The sequence below is a fragment of the Sandarakinorhabdus sp. genome, assembly GCF_987265915.1.
Genome location: NZ_OZ503948.1, coordinates 2,425,796 through 2,443,049, shown reverse-complemented (window position 1 = coordinate 2,443,049; position 17,254 = coordinate 2,425,796). Strand labels below are relative to the sequence as shown.

Genomic DNA, 17,254 nt, shown 5'->3' with positions numbered 1-17,254 from the left:
ATGATGCTTGACCGTCGGATCACCCGTCGTCGCCATTTGCTGGCTGGTGCGGCTGCCATGGCAGTGGCCATCAATGCGCCGGCCATCGCGCAGATTGCCTTGCCGGATCTTGGAACCGTCACCTTCCCGCCGGCCGTGGTAGCGGTCAATACGTTGGAATGGCGTTACGGGGCTGACGCCTTTTCTACGAACGGGGTGATCACCGCCCCGGTGCTTCTGCCGGGCGATCCGACGCCGACGAACCTGACGATCCGGATCGGCAGCACGGCCACACTGATCGATTGGCAGAGTTTTTCCATCGGTTCGGGCAATACGGTCGAATTTCAGAACAACGCGGGCGGCGTGCCCTTTGCGGTCTTGAACCGCGTTGGGGCAGGAGCGGCGCAATCGACCATCGATGGCATCCTTAGCGGTGATTCGGGTGCTGCTGCGGGCAGCAAGGGCAGCATCTGGCTGGTGAATCCCAACGGGATCATGTTTGGCCCGGGCGGCAGCGTGAGCAATGTGTCGGGCTTCGTGGCTTCGACATTGTCGGTGACCGATGGGGACTTCGCTGCCTTTTACGACGCCACCGGGCCAGTGACGTTTGCCGGTGCATCAACGCAGAGCATCACGCTGTCTTCGGGTGCGACCATTGGCTCCGACGGTGTCGTGTTGCTGGTTTCGGCCGATCTGTCGCAGTCGGGTACCATCAATGCCGGCGGCGATGTCGGCTTGGTCGTGGCGCAGGATGCGCGGGTGCAATTGACGCCCAACAGCCTGATGAGCATCGGTATCCAGGCGGGCACCACCGTGGCCAATGGACGGTTGCTCGCCGCCGGCACGGTGAACGGTCAGCGTATCTATGCCGCCGCCGCCAGCCAGGCCGCAGTTGCCGATATCCTGCTGAACGTGACCGGCAACATGAACGCCACCACGGTATCGGCATCGCCCAATGGCATCGTGCTGCGCGCCGGCACCGGCGACGCCGCAGGTGCGGTGCCGATCACGTTGCCGGCCATGGCCGCGCTGAACACGGCACGGGATATCGTCGTAAGCGACACGGCCGTGCTGACCACCACGGCAACCGGCTTTGTGGATCTCGCTGGCAACAGCAACCTGACACTGGATGGTTCCCAGACCATCGTCGCCGGCAGCCTGACCCTGGCGAGCGCTGGCAACATGACGCTCGGCACCATCGATGGTGTGCTGGGCGATACCACCGCGACAGCGAGCGGTGCACTTTCAGTCATCAACCTTTCGACAGGGGGCGGGGTTTCGCTCACCGGCGCTGGTGTGACGCTGGGCAACAATGCCACCACGAGCAGCATCACGGCCAGCGATGGCGTGGCGATCGCGGCCGGCGCGGGTGCCATCACCCTTGGCACCCAGAATGTCGCGCTCACGGCCAACAGCGGCAACACGGCTGCGGCTGGCCGCACCGTCTCGCTCACCGCGGGCACTGGCATCGGCGCTGGCGGCGGCTTGCTTTCGATCACGGCCGGCACCGACCTGGCCAGCGGTCTGGCCATCACGGTGGATCCCGGCGCAGCGGCGCCGGTCACGTTGGGCGCCGTCACCGGCGGTAGCCTGGCGGTGAACGCCGCAGCCGGCGCGATCACGCTTGGCGCCACAAATCTGTTTGGCGGCTTGACCCTGGCCAACGCCTCTGGCGGCATCACCATTGCCAGCCTGACCACGGCCGACACGATTGACCTGAACGCCGTTGGCGGCGCGCTGGTAACGGGCAGCCTCGACAACAGCGCCGGCACGGTGACGCTGCGCGGCGGCAGCATCCAGGTGACCGACACCAGCGGCCTGACGGTGGCCAGCGCCACGTCCACGGGCGGCAACATCGTCTTGAACGCCACGGGCGCGCTGGCCGTGACTGGTGCTGTGGGTGCCAGCGGCGGCAATGCGCAATTGAGCGGCAGCAGCGTCGGGCTTGGTGCCGGCGGGATCACCGCCGAGACCAGCATCGCGGTGACCGCGACGACCGGCAACATCACCACCAGCGGCGGCACGCTGCGTTCCAACAGTGTTGACGCGGTTGTCGGCGCCCGGGGCATCACCCTGACGGCAGCCAGCGGCTCGGTCGGGTCAGGCGGCGCCAATGCGGCCAACCTGGTGACCGGCCTTGCCGGCACGCCTGCCAGCCTGGACGCCGTCAGCGTCACGGCCGGTGCGGGCAGCGCTGTGACCTTGGGCGATATCACCGCCAGCGGCCTGTCGGTGAACAACACCGCCGGCGCGATCACGCTTGGCGCCACAAATCTGTCTGGCGGCCTGACCCTGGCCAACGCCTCTGGCGGGATCACCATTGCCAGCCTGACCACGGGCGACACGATTGACCTGAACGCCGTTGGCGGCGCGCTGGTAACGGGCAGCCTCGACAACAGCGCCGGCACGGTGACGCTGCGCGGCGGCAGCATCCAGGTGACCGACACCAGCGGCCTGACGGTGGCCAGCGCCACGTCCACGGGCGGCAACATCGTCTTGAACGCCACGGGCGCGCTGGCCGTGACTGGTGCTGTGGGTGCCAGCGGCGGCAATGCGCAATTGAGCGGCAGCAGCGTCGGGCTTGGTGCCGGCGGGATCACCGCCGAGACCAGCATCGCGGTGACCGCGACGACCGGCAACATCACCACCAGCGGCGGCACGCTGCGTTCCAACAGTGTCGATGCGGTTGTCGGCGCCCGGGGCATCACCCTGACGGCGGCCAGCGGCTCGGTCGGGTCAGGCGGCGCCAATGCGGCCAACCTGGTGACCGGCCTTGCCGGCACGCCTGCCAGCCTGGACGCCGTCAGCGTCACGGCCGGTGCGGGCAGCGCTGTGACCTTGGGCGATATCACCGCCAGCGGCCTGTCGGTGAACAACACCGCCGGCGCGATCACGCTTGGCGCCACAAATCTGTCTGGCGGCCTGACCCTGGCCAACGCCTCTGGCGGCATCACTATTGCCAGCCTGACCACGGCCGACACGATTGATCTGAACGCCGTTGGCGGCGCGCTGGTAACGGGCAGCCTCGACAACAGCGCCGGCATGGTGACGCTGCGCGGCGGCAGCATCCAGGTGACCGACACCAGCGGCCTGACGGTGGCCAGCGCCACGTCCACGGGCGGCAACATCGTCTTGAACGCCACGGGCGCGCTGGCCGTGACTGGTGCTGTGGGTGCCAGCGGCGGCAATGCGCAATTGAGCGGCAGCAGCGTCGGGCTTGGTGCCGGCGGGATCACCGCCGAGACCAGCATCGCGGTGACCGCGACGACCGGCAACATCACCACCAGCGGCGGCACGCTGCGTTCCAACAGTGTTGACGCGGTTGTCGGCGCCCGGGGCATCACCCTGACGGCAGCCAGCGGCTCGGTCGGGTCAGGCGGCGCCAATGCGGCCAACCTGGTGACCGGCCTTGCCGGCACGCCTGCCAGCCTGGACGCCGTCAGCGTCACGGCCGGTGCGGGCAGCGCTGTGACCTTGGGCGATATCACCGCCAGCGGCCTGTCGGTGAACAACACCGCCGGCGCGATCACGCTTGGCGCCACAAATCTGTCTGGCGGCCTGACCCTGGCCAACGCCTCTGGCGGGATCACCATTGCCAGCCTGACCACGGCCGACACGATTGACCTGAACGCCGTTGGCGGCGCGCTGGTAACGGGCAGCCTCGACAACAGCGCCGGCACGGTGACGCTGCGCGGCGGCAGCATCCAGGTGACCGACACCAGCGGCCTGACGGTGGCCAGCGCCACGTCCACAGGCGGCAACATCAGCTTGTCCGCCACTGGCGCGCTGGCCGTCACCGGCGATGTCGGCGCCACCGGGGGCGGGGTTTCGCTCACCGGCGCTGGTGTGACGCTGGGCAACAATGCCACCACGAGCAGCATCACGGCCAGCGATGGCGTGGCGATCGCGGCCGGCGCGGGTGCCATCACCCTTGGCACCCAGAATGTCGCGCTCACGGCCAACAGCGGCAACACGGCTGCGGCTGGCCGCACCGTCTCGCTCACCGCGGGCACTGGCATCGGCGCTGGCGGCGGCTTGCTTTCGATCACGGCCGGCACCGACCTGGCCAGCGGTCTGGCCATCACGGTGGATCCCGGCGCAGCGGCGCCGGTCACGTTGGGCGCCGTCACCGGCGGTAGCCTGGCGGTGAACGCCGCAGCCGGCGCGATCACGCTTGGCGCCACGAATCTGTTTGGCGGCCTGACCCTGGCCAACGCCTCTGGCGGCATCACTATTGCCAGCCTGACCACGGCCGACACGATTGACCTGAATGCCATTGGCGGCGCGCTGGTAACGGGCAGCCTCGACAACAGCGCCGGCACGGTGACGCTGCGCGGCGGCAGCATCCAGGTGACCGACACCAGCGGCCTGACGGTGGCCAGCGCCACGTCCACGGGCGGCAACATCGTCTTGAACGCCACGGGCGCGCTGGCCGTGACTGGTGCTGTGGGTGCCACCGGGGGCGGGGTTTCGCTCACCGGCGCTGGTGTGACGCTGGGCAACAATGCCACCACGAGCAGCATCACGGCCAGCGATGGCGTGGCGATCGCGGCCGGCGCGGGTGCCATCACCCTTGGCACCCAGAATGTCGCGCTCACGGCCAACAGCGGCAACACGGCTGCGGCTGGCCGCACCGTCTCGCTCACCGCGGGCACTGGCATCGGCGCTGGCGGCGGCTTGCTTTCGATCACGGCCGGCACCGACCTGGCCAGCGGTCTGGCCATCACGGTGGATCCCGGCGCAGCGGCGCCGGTCACGTTGGGCGCCGTCACCGGCGGTAGCCTGGCGGTGAACGCCGCAGCCGGCGCGATCACGCTTGGCGCCACAAATCTGTTTGGCGGCTTGACCCTGGCCAACGCCTCTGGCGGCATCACTATTGCCAGCCTGACCACGGCCGACACGATTGACCTGAATGCCATTGGCGGCGCGCTGGTAACGGGCAGCCTCGACAACAGCGCCGGCACGGTGACGCTGCGCGGCGGCAGCATCCAGGTGACCGACACCAGCGGCCTGACGGTGGCCAGCGCCACGTCCACGGGCGGCAACATCGTCTTGAACGCCACGGGCGCGCTGGCCGTGACTGGTGCTGTGGGTGCCAGCGGCGGCAATGCGCAATTGAGCGGCAGCAGCGTCGGGCTTGGTGCCGGCGGGATCACCGCCGAGACCAGCATCGCGGTGACCGCGACGACCGGCAACATCACCACCAGCGGCGGCACGCTGCGTTCCAACAGTGTTGACGCGGTTGTCGGCGCCCGGGGCATCACCCTGACGGCAGCCAGCGGCTCGGTCGGGTCAGGCGGCGCCAATGCGGCCAACCTGGTGACCGGCCTTGCCGGCACGCCTGCCAGCCTGGACGCCGTCAGCGTCACGGCCGGTGCGGGCAGCGCTGTGACCTTGGGCAATGTGACTGCCAGTGCCTTGACCATCAACCCCGGCACCGTTGGCAATATCAGCCTGGGCGTTGTCGACCTGACTTCTGGTTTGACGCTCGACAGCGTGGGCACGATCGATATCACCAGCCTTAACGCTCGCGGTGCCGTTGATCTGGAATCGACTGGCGCCATGACGGTGGGCGGCATCAGCAACACCACAGGCAACGTAATCTTGAGCGGCAGCAGCGTCGGGCTTGGTGCCGGCGGGATCACCGCCGAGACCAGCATCGCGGTGACCGCGACCACCGGCAACATCACCACCAGCGGCGGCACGCTGCGTTCCAACAGTGTTGACGCGGTTGTCGGCGCCCGGGGCATCACCCTGACGGCAGCCAGCGGCTCGGTCGGGTCAGGCGGCGCCAATGCGGCCAACCTGGTGACCGGCCTTGCCGGCACGCCTGCCAGCCTGGACGCCGTCAGCGTCACGGCCGGTGCGGGCAGCGCTGTGACCTTGGGCAATGTGACTGCCAGTGCCTTGACCATCAACCCCGGCACCGTTGGCAATATCAGCCTGGGCGTTGTCGACCTGACTTCTGGTTTGACGCTCGACAGCGTGGGCACGATCGATATCACCAGCCTTAACGCTCGCGGTGCCGTTGATCTGGAATCGACTGGCGCCATGACGGTGGGCGGCATCAGCAACACCACCGGCAACGTAATCTTGAGCGGCAGCAGCGTCGGGCTTGGTGCCGGCGGGATCACCGCCGAGACCAGCATCGCGGTGACCGCGACCACCGGCAACATCACCACCAGCGGCGGCACGCTGCGTTCCAACAGTGTTGACGCGGTTGTCGGCGCCCGGGGCATCACCCTGACGGCAGCCAGCGGCTCGGTCGGGTCAGGCGGCGCCAATGCGGCCAACCTGGTGACCGGCCTTGCCGGCACGCCTGCCAGCCTGGACGCCGTCAGCGTCACGGCCGGTGCGGGCAGCGCTGTGACCTTGGGCAATGTGACTGCCAGTGCCTTGACCATCAACCCCGGCACCGTTGGCAATATCAGCCTGGGCGTTGTCGACCTGACTTCTGGTTTGACGCTCGACAGCGTGGGCACGATCGATATCACCAGCCTTAACGCTCGCGGTGCCGTTGATCTGGAATCGACTGGCGCCATGACGGTGGGCGGCATCAGCAACACCACAGGCAACGTAATCTTGAGCGGCAGCAGCGTCGGGCTTGGTGCCGGCGGGATCACCGCCGAGACCAGCATCGCGGTGACCGCGACCACCGGCAACATCACCACCAGCGGCGGCACGCTGCGTTCCAACAGTGTTGACGCGGTTGTCGGCGCCCGGGGCATCACCCTGACGGCAGCCAGCGGCTCGGTCGGGTCAGGCGGCGCCAATGCGGCCAACCTGGTGACCGGCCTTGCCGGCACGCCTGCCAGCCTGGACGCCGTCAGCGTCACGGCCGGTGCGGGCAGCGCTGTGACCTTGGGCGATATCACCGCCAGCGGCCTGTCGGTGAACAACACCGCCGGCGCGATCACGCTTGGCGCCACGAATCTGTTTGGCGGCCTGACCCTGGCCAACGCCTCTGGCGGCATCACTATTGCCAGCCTGACCACGGCCGACACGATTGACCTGAATGCCATTGGCGGCGCGCTGGTAACGGGCAGCCTCGACAACAGCGCCGGCACGGTGACGCTGCGCGGCGGCAGCATCCAGGTGACCGACACCAGCGGCCTGACGGTGGCCAGCGCCACGTCCACGGGCGGCAACATCGTCTTGAACGCCACGGGCGCGCTGGCCGTGACTGGTGCTGTGGGTGCCACCGGGGGCGGGGTTTCGCTCACCGGCGCTGGTGTGACGCTGGGCAACAATGCCACCACGAGCAGCATCACGGCCAGCGATGGCGTGGCGATCGCGGCCGGCGCGGGTGCCATCACCCTTGGCACCCAGAATGTCGCGCTCACGGCCAACAGCGGCAACACGGCTGCGGCTGGCCGCACCGTCTCGCTCACCGCGGGCACTGGCATCGGCGCTGGCGGCGGCTTGCTTTCGATCACGGCCGGCACCGACCTGGCCAGCGGTCTGGCCATCACGGTGGATCCCGGCGCAGCGGCGCCGGTCACGTTGGGCGCCGTCACCGGCGGTAGCCTGGCGGTGAACGCCGCAGCCGGCGCGATCACGCTTGGCGCCACAAATCTGTTTGGCGGCTTGACCCTGGCCAACGCCTCTGGCGGCATCACCATTGCCAGCCTGACCACGGCCGACACGATTGACCTGAACGCCGTTGGCGGCGCGCTGGTAACGGGCAGCCTCGACAACAGCGCCGGCACGGTGACGCTGCGCGGCGGCAGCATCCAGGTGACCGACACCAGCGGCCTGACGGTGGCCAGCGCCACGTCCACGGGCGGCAACATCGTCTTGAACGCCACGGGCGCGCTGGCCGTGACTGGTGCTGTGGGTGCCAGCGGCGGCAATGCGCAATTGAGCGGCAGCAGCGTCGGGCTTGGTGCCGGCGGGATCACCGCCGAGACCAGCATCGCGGTGACCGCGACGACCGGCAACATCACCACCAGCGGCGGCACGCTGCGTTCCAACAGTGTTGACGCGGTTGTCGGCGCCCGGGGCATCACCCTGACGGCAGCCAGCGGCTCGGTCGGGTCAGGCGGCGCCAATGCGGCCAACCTGGTGACCGGCCTTGCCGGCACGCCTGCCAGCCTGGACGCCGTCAGCGTCACGGCCGGTGCGGGCAGCGCTGTGACCTTGGGCGATATCACCGCCAGCGGCCTGTCGGTGAACAACACCGCCGGCGCGATCACGCTTGGCGCCACAAATCTGTCTGGCGGCCTGACCCTGGCCAACGCCTCTGGCGGGATCACCATTGCCAGCCTGACCACGGGCGACACGATTGACCTGAACGCCGTTGGCGGCGCGCTGGTAACGGGCAGCCTCGACAACAGCGCCGGCACGGTGACGCTGCGCGGCGGCAGCATCCAGGTGACCGACACCAGCGGCCTGACGGTGGCCAGCGCCACGTCCACGGGCGGCAACATCGTCTTGAACGCCACGGGCGCGCTGGCCGTGACTGGTGCTGTGGGTGCCAGCGGCGGCAATGCGCAATTGAGCGGCAGCAGCGTCGGGCTTGGTGCCGGCGGGATCACCGCCGAGACCAGCATCGCGGTGACCGCGACGACCGGCAACATCACCACCAGCGGCGGCACGCTGCGTTCCAACAGTGTCGATGCGGTTGTCGGCGCCCGGGGCATCACCCTGACGGCGGCCAGCGGCTCGGTCGGGTCAGGCGGCGCCAATGCGGCCAACCTGGTGACCGGCCTTGCCGGCACGCCTGCCAGCCTGGACGCCGTCAGCGTCACGGCCGGTGCGGGCAGCGCTGTGACCTTGGGCGATATCACCGCCAGCGGCCTGTCGGTGAACAACACCGCCGGCGCGATCACGCTTGGCGCCACAAATCTGTCTGGCGGCCTGACCCTGGCCAACGCCTCTGGCGGCATCACTATTGCCAGCCTGACCACGGCCGACACGATTGATCTGAACGCCGTTGGCGGCGCGCTGGTAACGGGCAGCCTCGACAACAGCGCCGGCATGGTGACGCTGCGCGGCGGCAGCATCCAGGTGACCGACACCAGCGGCCTGACGGTGGCCAGCGCCACGTCCACGGGCGGCAACATCGTCTTGAACGCCACGGGCGCGCTGGCCGTGACTGGTGCTGTGGGTGCCAGCGGCGGCAATGCGCAATTGAGCGGCAGCAGCGTCGGGCTTGGTGCCGGCGGGATCACCGCCGAGACCAGCATCGCGGTGACCGCGACGACCGGCAACATCACCACCAGCGGCGGCACGCTGCGTTCCAACAGTGTTGACGCGGTTGTCGGCGCCCGGGGCATCACCCTGACGGCAGCCAGCGGCTCGGTCGGGTCAGGCGGCGCCAATGCGGCCAACCTGGTGACCGGCCTTGCCGGCACGCCTGCCAGCCTGGACGCCGTCAGCGTCACGGCCGGTGCGGGCAGCGCTGTGACCTTGGGCGATATCACCGCCAGCGGCCTGTCGGTGAACAACACCGCCGGCGCGATCACGCTTGGCGCCACAAATCTGTCTGGCGGCCTGACCCTGGCCAACGCCTCTGGCGGGATCACCATTGCCAGCCTGACCACGGCCGACACGATTGACCTGAACGCCGTTGGCGGCGCGCTGGTAACGGGCAGCCTCGACAACAGCGCCGGCACGGTGACGCTGCGCGGCGGCAGCATCCAGGTGACCGACACCAGCGGCCTGACGGTGGCCAGCGCCACGTCCACAGGCGGCAACATCAGCTTGTCCGCCACTGGCGCGCTGGCCGTCACCGGCGATGTCGGCGCCACCGGGGGCGGGGTTTCGCTCACCGGCGCTGGTGTGACGCTGGGCAACAATGCCACCACGAGCAGCATCACGGCCAGCGATGGCGTGGCGATCGCGGCCGGCGCGGGTGCCATCACCCTTGGCACCCAGAATGTCGCGCTCACGGCCAACAGCGGCAACACGGCTGCGGCTGGCCGCACCGTCTCGCTCACCGCGGGCACTGGCATCGGCGCTGGCGGCGGCTTGCTTTCGATCACGGCCGGCACCGACCTGGCCAGCGGTCTGGCCATCACGGTGGATCCCGGCGCAGCGGCGCCGGTCACGTTGGGCGCCGTCACCGGCGGTAGCCTGGCGGTGAACGCCGCAGCCGGCGCGATCACGCTTGGCGCCACGAATCTGTTTGGCGGCCTGACCCTGGCCAACGCCTCTGGCGGCATCACTATTGCCAGCCTGACCACGGCCGACACGATTGACCTGAATGCCATTGGCGGCGCGCTGGTAACGGGCAGCCTCGACAACAGCGCCGGCACGGTGACGCTGCGCGGCGGCAGCATCCAGGTGACCGACACCAGCGGCCTGACGGTGGCCAGCGCCACGTCCACGGGCGGCAACATCGTCTTGAACGCCACGGGCGCGCTGGCCGTGACTGGTGCTGTGGGTGCCACCGGGGGCGGGGTTTCGCTCACCGGCGCTGGTGTGACGCTGGGCAACAATGCCACCACGAGCAGCATCACGGCCAGCGATGGCGTGGCGATCGCGGCCGGCGCGGGTGCCATCACCCTTGGCACCCAGAATGTCGCGCTCACGGCCAACAGCGGCAACACGGCTGCGGCTGGCCGCACCGTCTCGCTCACCGCGGGCACTGGCATCGGCGCTGGCGGCGGCTTGCTTTCGATCACGGCCGGCACCGACCTGGCCAGCGGTCTGGCCATCACGGTGGATCCCGGCGCAGCGGCGCCGGTCACGTTGGGCGCCGTCACCGGCGGTAGCCTGGCGGTGAACGCCGCAGCCGGCGCGATCACGCTTGGCGCCACAAATCTGTTTGGCGGCTTGACCCTGGCCAACGCCTCTGGCGGCATCACCATTGCCAGCCTGACCACGGCCGACACGATTGACCTGAACGCCGTTGGCGGCGCGCTGGTAACGGGCAGCCTCGACAACAGCGCCGGCACGGTGACGCTGCGCGGCGGCAGCATCCAGGTGACCGACACCAGCGGCCTGACGGTGGCCAGCGCCACGTCCACGGGCGGCAACATCGTCTTGAACGCCACGGGCGCGCTGGCCGTGACTGGTGCTGTGGGTGCCAGCGGCGGCAATGCGCAATTGAGCGGCAGCAGCGTCGGGCTTGGTGCCGGCGGGATCACCGCCGAGACCAGCATCGCGGTGACCGCGACGACCGGCAACATCACCACCAGCGGCGGCACGCTGCGTTCCAACAGTGTTGACGCGGTTGTCGGCGCCCGGGGCATCACCCTGACGGCAGCCAGCGGCTCGGTCGGGTCAGGCGGCGCCAATGCGGCCAACCTGGTGACCGGCCTTGCCGGCACGCCTGCCAGCCTGGACGCCGTCAGCGTCACGGCCGGTGCGGGCAGCGCTGTGACCTTGGGCGATATCACCGCCAGCGGCCTGTCGGTGAACAACACCGCCGGCGCGATCACGCTTGGCGCCACAAATCTGTCTGGCGGCCTGACCCTGGCCAACGCCTCTGGCGGGATCACCATTGCCAGCCTGACCACGGGCGACACGATTGACCTGAACGCCGTTGGCGGCGCGCTGGTAACGGGCAGCCTCGACAACAGCGCCGGCACGGTGACGCTGCGCGGCGGCAGCATCCAGGTGACCGACACCAGCGGCCTGACGGTGGCCAGCGCCACGTCCACGGGCGGCAACATCGTCTTGAACGCCACGGGCGCGCTGGCCGTGACTGGTGCTGTGGGTGCCAGCGGCGGCAATGCGCAATTGAGCGGCAGCAGCGTCGGGCTTGGTGCCGGCGGGATCACCGCCGAGACCAGCATCGCGGTGACCGCGACGACCGGCAACATCACCACCAGCGGCGGCACGCTGCGTTCCAACAGTGTCGATGCGGTTGTCGGCGCCCGGGGCATCACCCTGACGGCGGCCAGCGGCTCGGTCGGGTCAGGCGGCGCCAATGCGGCCAACCTGGTGACCGGCCTTGCCGGCACGCCTGCCAGCCTGGACGCCGTCAGCGTCACGGCCGGTGCGGGCAGCGCTGTGACCTTGGGCGATATCACCGCCAGCGGCCTGTCGGTGAACAACACCGCCGGCGCGATCACGCTTGGCGCCACAAATCTGTCTGGCGGCCTGACCCTGGCCAACGCCTCTGGCGGCATCACTATTGCCAGCCTGACCACGGCCGACACGATTGACCTGAACGCCGTTGGCGGCGCGCTGGTAACGGGCAGCCTCGACAACAGCGCCGGCATGGTGACGCTGCGCGGCGGCAGCATCCAGGTGACCGACACCAGCGGCCTGACGGTGGCCAGCGCCACGTCCACGGGCGGCAACATCGTCTTGAACGCCACGGGCGCGCTGGCCGTGACTGGTGCTGTGGGTGCCAGCGGCGGCAATGCGCAATTGAGCGGCAGCAGCGTCGGGCTTGGTGCCGGCGGGATCACCGCCGAGACCAGCATCGCGGTGACCGCGACGACCGGCAACATCACCACCAGCGGCGGCACGCTGCGTTCCAACAGTGTTGACGCGGTTGTCGGCGCCCGGGGCATCACCCTGACGGCAGCCAGCGGCTCGGTCGGGTCAGGCGGCGCCAATGCGGCCAACCTGGTGACCGGCCTTGCCGGCACGCCTGCCAGCCTGGACGCCGTCAGCGTCACGGCCGGTGCGGGCAGCGCTGTGACCTTGGGCATTGTGACTGCCAGTGCCTTGACCATCAACCCCGGCACCGTTGGCAATATCAGCCTGGGCGTTGTCGACCTGACTTCTGGTTTGACGCTCGACAGCGTGAGCACGATCGATATCACCAGCCTTAACGCTCGCGGTGCCGTTGATCTGGAATCGACTGGCGCCATGACGGTGGGCGGCATCAGCAACACCACCGGCAACGTAATCTTGAGCGGCAGCAGCGTCGGCACCGGCAATCTTACGGCTGCCAACATCGATGTGCGCGCTACCGCGGGTACGGTGAACGTCGCCAGCGTCAGCAATTCTGGCACGGTGCTGGTGCAGGCCAGCGGCAACACCACGATCGGCGCGATTGGCGCCACCGGCGCGGTGACCTTGCGTGCCGGCCAGGTCGGCGCCACCGGTGCGGGGGGTACCATCGCTGGTGCCGGCGATCTGGTGCAGACCGGTGCATTCACAGCGCGTGACATCACCATATTGGCCAATAATGGCCGGATCGAAACGGGTCCGTTGACGGCTGGTCTTTTGGTGGAAAGCAGCCTGACCGGCGGGGTAATCAGCTTCACCGCCACGCGTGCCGGCACGGCGGCAGCGGGAAGCATGCAAGGCGACATCAGCGTTGCCAGCATCGCGCGCGCCTCTGGCCTGACGGCCACCGCCGGCCGCAATGTGGACATCATCGGCAATGTGGTGATGACCGGGAATGCCACGCTGACAGCGGCTGGTCTCATCAAGACGGCCGATATCAGCCTCGGCAATGGCGCGTTGGTTGGCACCGCCGCCAATACACTGGCGATCGCGGGAACCGGCAGCATCAAGACCGGTGCCGTGACGAACACGACCTCTATCGATCTGCGGGCGACCGCCGGCACGGTGGACGTGGCCAGCATCAGCACGGCGGGCACGGTGCTGGTGCAGGCCAACAGCAATACGACCGTTGGCGCGATCGGCGCCACGGGCGCAGTGACGCTGCGTTCCGGCCAGATCGGCGATACGCCGGGTGCCGGCAGCGGCAATCTGCGCACCGGCACGATCAATGCCGGCACGGCGGCGATCACGCTGCGGGCCAACAATGGCAATGTGGTGGCGGGCACAGCCGTGGATGACCGGTTGGCCGGCGGCGCCATCGTGGCTTCGGCCACAGGCGACGTGACAATGATCAGCGTGACCAACGCCAGCAGCCTGGGCGTGACCGCCGGGCAGGACATCGTGAGCGGCACCATTGGCATTGCCGGTGGCGTGACGTTGACTGCAGGCCGCGACGCCTCGCTGAACAGCACGCTCAATGCGGCGTCGTTGACGGTCACAGCTGGCCGAACGGCAACAATTGTTGGTGCGGCCACTTTGGCTGGCGCAGCAACAATTGGAGCTGGCAGCATCCAGACGGCGGCTGTTGGTGCCAACAGCATCGGCTTCACCGGTGTCACCAGCGTTGGCACCGGCACGCTTTCGGCCGGCACCACCGATGTGCGGGCAACGGCCGGCAATGTGACGGTGGCAGGCCTTGCCAGCACCGGTACGGTGCTGGTGCAGGCCAGCGGCAACACGACGATCACCGGCACGACCACCAGCACAGGTGCTGTGACTCTGCGCGCCGGCCAGGTCGGCGACACGGCGGGGTCCAGCAGCGGCAATCTTCGTACCGGCACGATCAATGCCGGCACGGCGGCGATCACGCTGCGGGCCAACAATGGCAATGTGGTGGCGGGCACAGCCGTGGATGACCGGTTGGCCGGCGGCGCCATCGTGGCTTCGGCCACAGGCGACGTGACAATGATCAGCGTGACCAACGCCAGCAGCCTGGGCGTGACCGCCGGGCAGGACATCGTGAGCGGCACCATTGGCATTGCCGGTGGCGTGACGTTGACTGCAGGCCGCGACGCCTCGCTGAACAGCACGCTCAATGCGGCGTCGTTGACGGCCACAACCGGCCGCGCGGCAACAATCGTTGGTGCGGCCACTTTGGCTGGCGCAGCAACAATTGGAGCTGGCAGCATCCAGACGGCGGCTGTTGGTGCCAACAGCATCGGCTTCACCGGTGTCACCAGCGTTGGCACCAGCACGCTTTCGGCCGGCACCACCGATGTGCGGGCAACGGCCGGCAATGTGACGGTGGCGGGCCTTGCCAGCACCGGCACCGTGCTGGTGCAGGCCAGCGGCAACACGACGATCACCGGCGCGACCACCAGCACGGGCACCGTGACCCTGCGCGCCGGCCAGATCGGCGACACGGCGGGGTCCAGCAGCGGCAATCTGCGCACCGGCGGCATCAATGCCAATGCTGCGGCGATCACGCTGCGGGCCAATAGCGGCGATGTAGTGGCGGGCGTGGGCGAAACTGACCGTCTGGCCGGAGGTGCCATCGTGGCTTCGGCCAGCGGCACCGGCACTGCGGGCAATGTCACGATCCGCGGCGTTTCGCGCACGGGTGGCACTGCGGGTGCAACCTCGCTGACCGTGACGGCATCGAATGCAGCCACGGTGCAGACGGACTCCAACGTGTCCGGCGCGGCGACTATCGGGGCTCGCACGATCAGCACCGCGGGCGTCACGGCCGGCAGCATCGGCTTCACCGGCACAGCCAGTTTGGCCACGGGCAATCTGACGGCCAGCGCCATCGACGTGCGCGCCACAGCCGGCACCGTGAATGTGGCCGGTGTCAGCGGTTCGGGCACGGTACTGGCGCAGGCCAGCGGCAACACCACCATCGGCGCCGTCAGTTCGACCGGCGCGGTCACGCTGCGCGCTGGCCAGGTTGACGGCACGGCCGGCACGGGTTCGTTGGTCGCGGGGGCGGTCACATCGGGAACCGCCGCAATCACGCTGCGCGCGACCAATGGCGACATCACCACGGGTGCCCTGTCGGGCGGCGTGCTGCTGGCCGAGGCCACGGGTGCGGCGCCGGTTGGCAATGTCACCATCGCATCGGCCAACGCTTTGGTGCTGAGTGCAACCGCCAGCAGCACGGCGACCTTGCAGGCAGCCAGCACGCTGACCGGTGCCGCAACGATTGGCGCGGCCGCCATCAGCACCCAGGCAGTGACCGCGGGGAGCCTCGCCTTCACCGCCGCCACCGCGGCCACCACCGGCGCACTGACCGCCAGCGCAGGCAATGTCGATGTGCGGGCCACCAACGGGGCGGTGTCGATCGCCAGCATCACCGGCACTGGCACGGCGCTGGTGCAGGCCAGCGGCAACACAACGATCACCGGCGCGACCAGCACCACCGGCGCTGTCACGATGCGGGCCGGGCAGGTGGGGGCAACCGGCGCTGCCGGCACAATCTCGGGCGCGGGCAATCTGGTGACGGCGGCCATCACGGCAGCTGGCACATCGCCGCTTGATCTGCGCGCCAATGGTGGCAGCATCACCACGGGCAGCCTGGCCGGCGGCACCATCGATGGCATCGCCACGGGCAACACGGGCAATATCACCGTCTCTGGCATCTCCAGGGCAACCCGGCTGACGCTGGCATCGGGCGGCACCATCTCGTTCACCGCCAATGTGCGGGTGACGGGCGAAGCCAGCCTGACCGCCAACCGCATCGACCTGGGCACTGCGGCGGAACTGCGCACCGACGGCGGCATTCTGTTCCGGGCCAACAGCGGCACCACCGCGGTGAATGTCGCAAATGGCACCGGCAGCCTGTTCGACAATGAAGACATGCCGCGCGTGTTCGCACCGTCGCTGCGCATCGATGGCGTCAGCCGCTCGGTGACGATCGGCACCACTGATCTCTTCCCATCGATCGCCAATGTCGGCGTGACGACCACGGGCGACATCGATGTGATCGGTGCCCTCACGTTCCGGACGGCATCGGGCACCGCGCGCACGCTCACGCTTGGCGGCGACGCCGTGGCCGACAGCAGCGCGAACGCCGGGCTGGCGACACAAGCGCGCAGCGTGGCAGTGCGGGTCCAGACGCCTGCGGGCGGCGCCATCACCGGCGGCCGGATCATCGGCGATGGCTCTGCCATCCGGCTCAACGGGCAGGTTGTCGCTGTTGGCCAGGCGACTGCGCCGGCACCGGCGCAATTGGCGCCGCAAGGTGGTCTGTTTGGCGATCGTGTGCTTGGCACCGGCCAGACGGTGACCGCCGATCAGGCCCGCAGCGACTTCACCGAAAACCCCGGTTCACCCTTCTATCGGGCGTTCCCGGCCTATGTTCCGCCGGGCTACACCATCGTTACTGCCGACAAGCTGGTGGTGCGGGTGCAGCAGTGGGGCCTGTTGCAGAACACCGATACCGCGGCCCAGCCGGGTGGCGGCGTGCGGCTGAACAATGTGCAGTTGCTGGCGGCGTCCGGTGGGCCCTCGGGCGGGCCGATCGTCGGCTTCTTCGGCAGCCTGGGCGGCCAGGAAGGGATCGCTGCGGCGCTGCGGGTGTCAGTGGATCAACTTGGCGGCATCAGCCCCAACAATGTGCGCATCAACGGCTGCGTCGCGCTGACCACCGCCGGCTGCATCGTCACCGGCCTGCCGTTGCCGCTGGTGCAGTTGAACGATCCGAACCAGTCGCTGCTGATCCGCACCACGCCTGATCTGGTGCTGCCGGTGGAGCTGATTTCGGGCACCACCAACGAAGCGCTGTGGCGCGACGACCAAGATGATGATGATGAAAAGCCGGCGCTGCCGCCGGTGCCGGCAACCGATGGTGCCCGGCCATGAT

At 69.0% G+C, this 17,254-nt stretch carries 1 protein-coding gene; it reads left to right on the top strand.

Annotated features, from left to right (window positions below):
• A complete protein-coding gene (locus AC6UUM_RS11900; protein WP_500802494.1) occupies positions 1-17,253 on the top strand; it encodes a hypothetical protein in 17,253 nt (5,750 codons plus the stop codon).
• Position 17,254 lies beyond the last annotated feature (1 nt).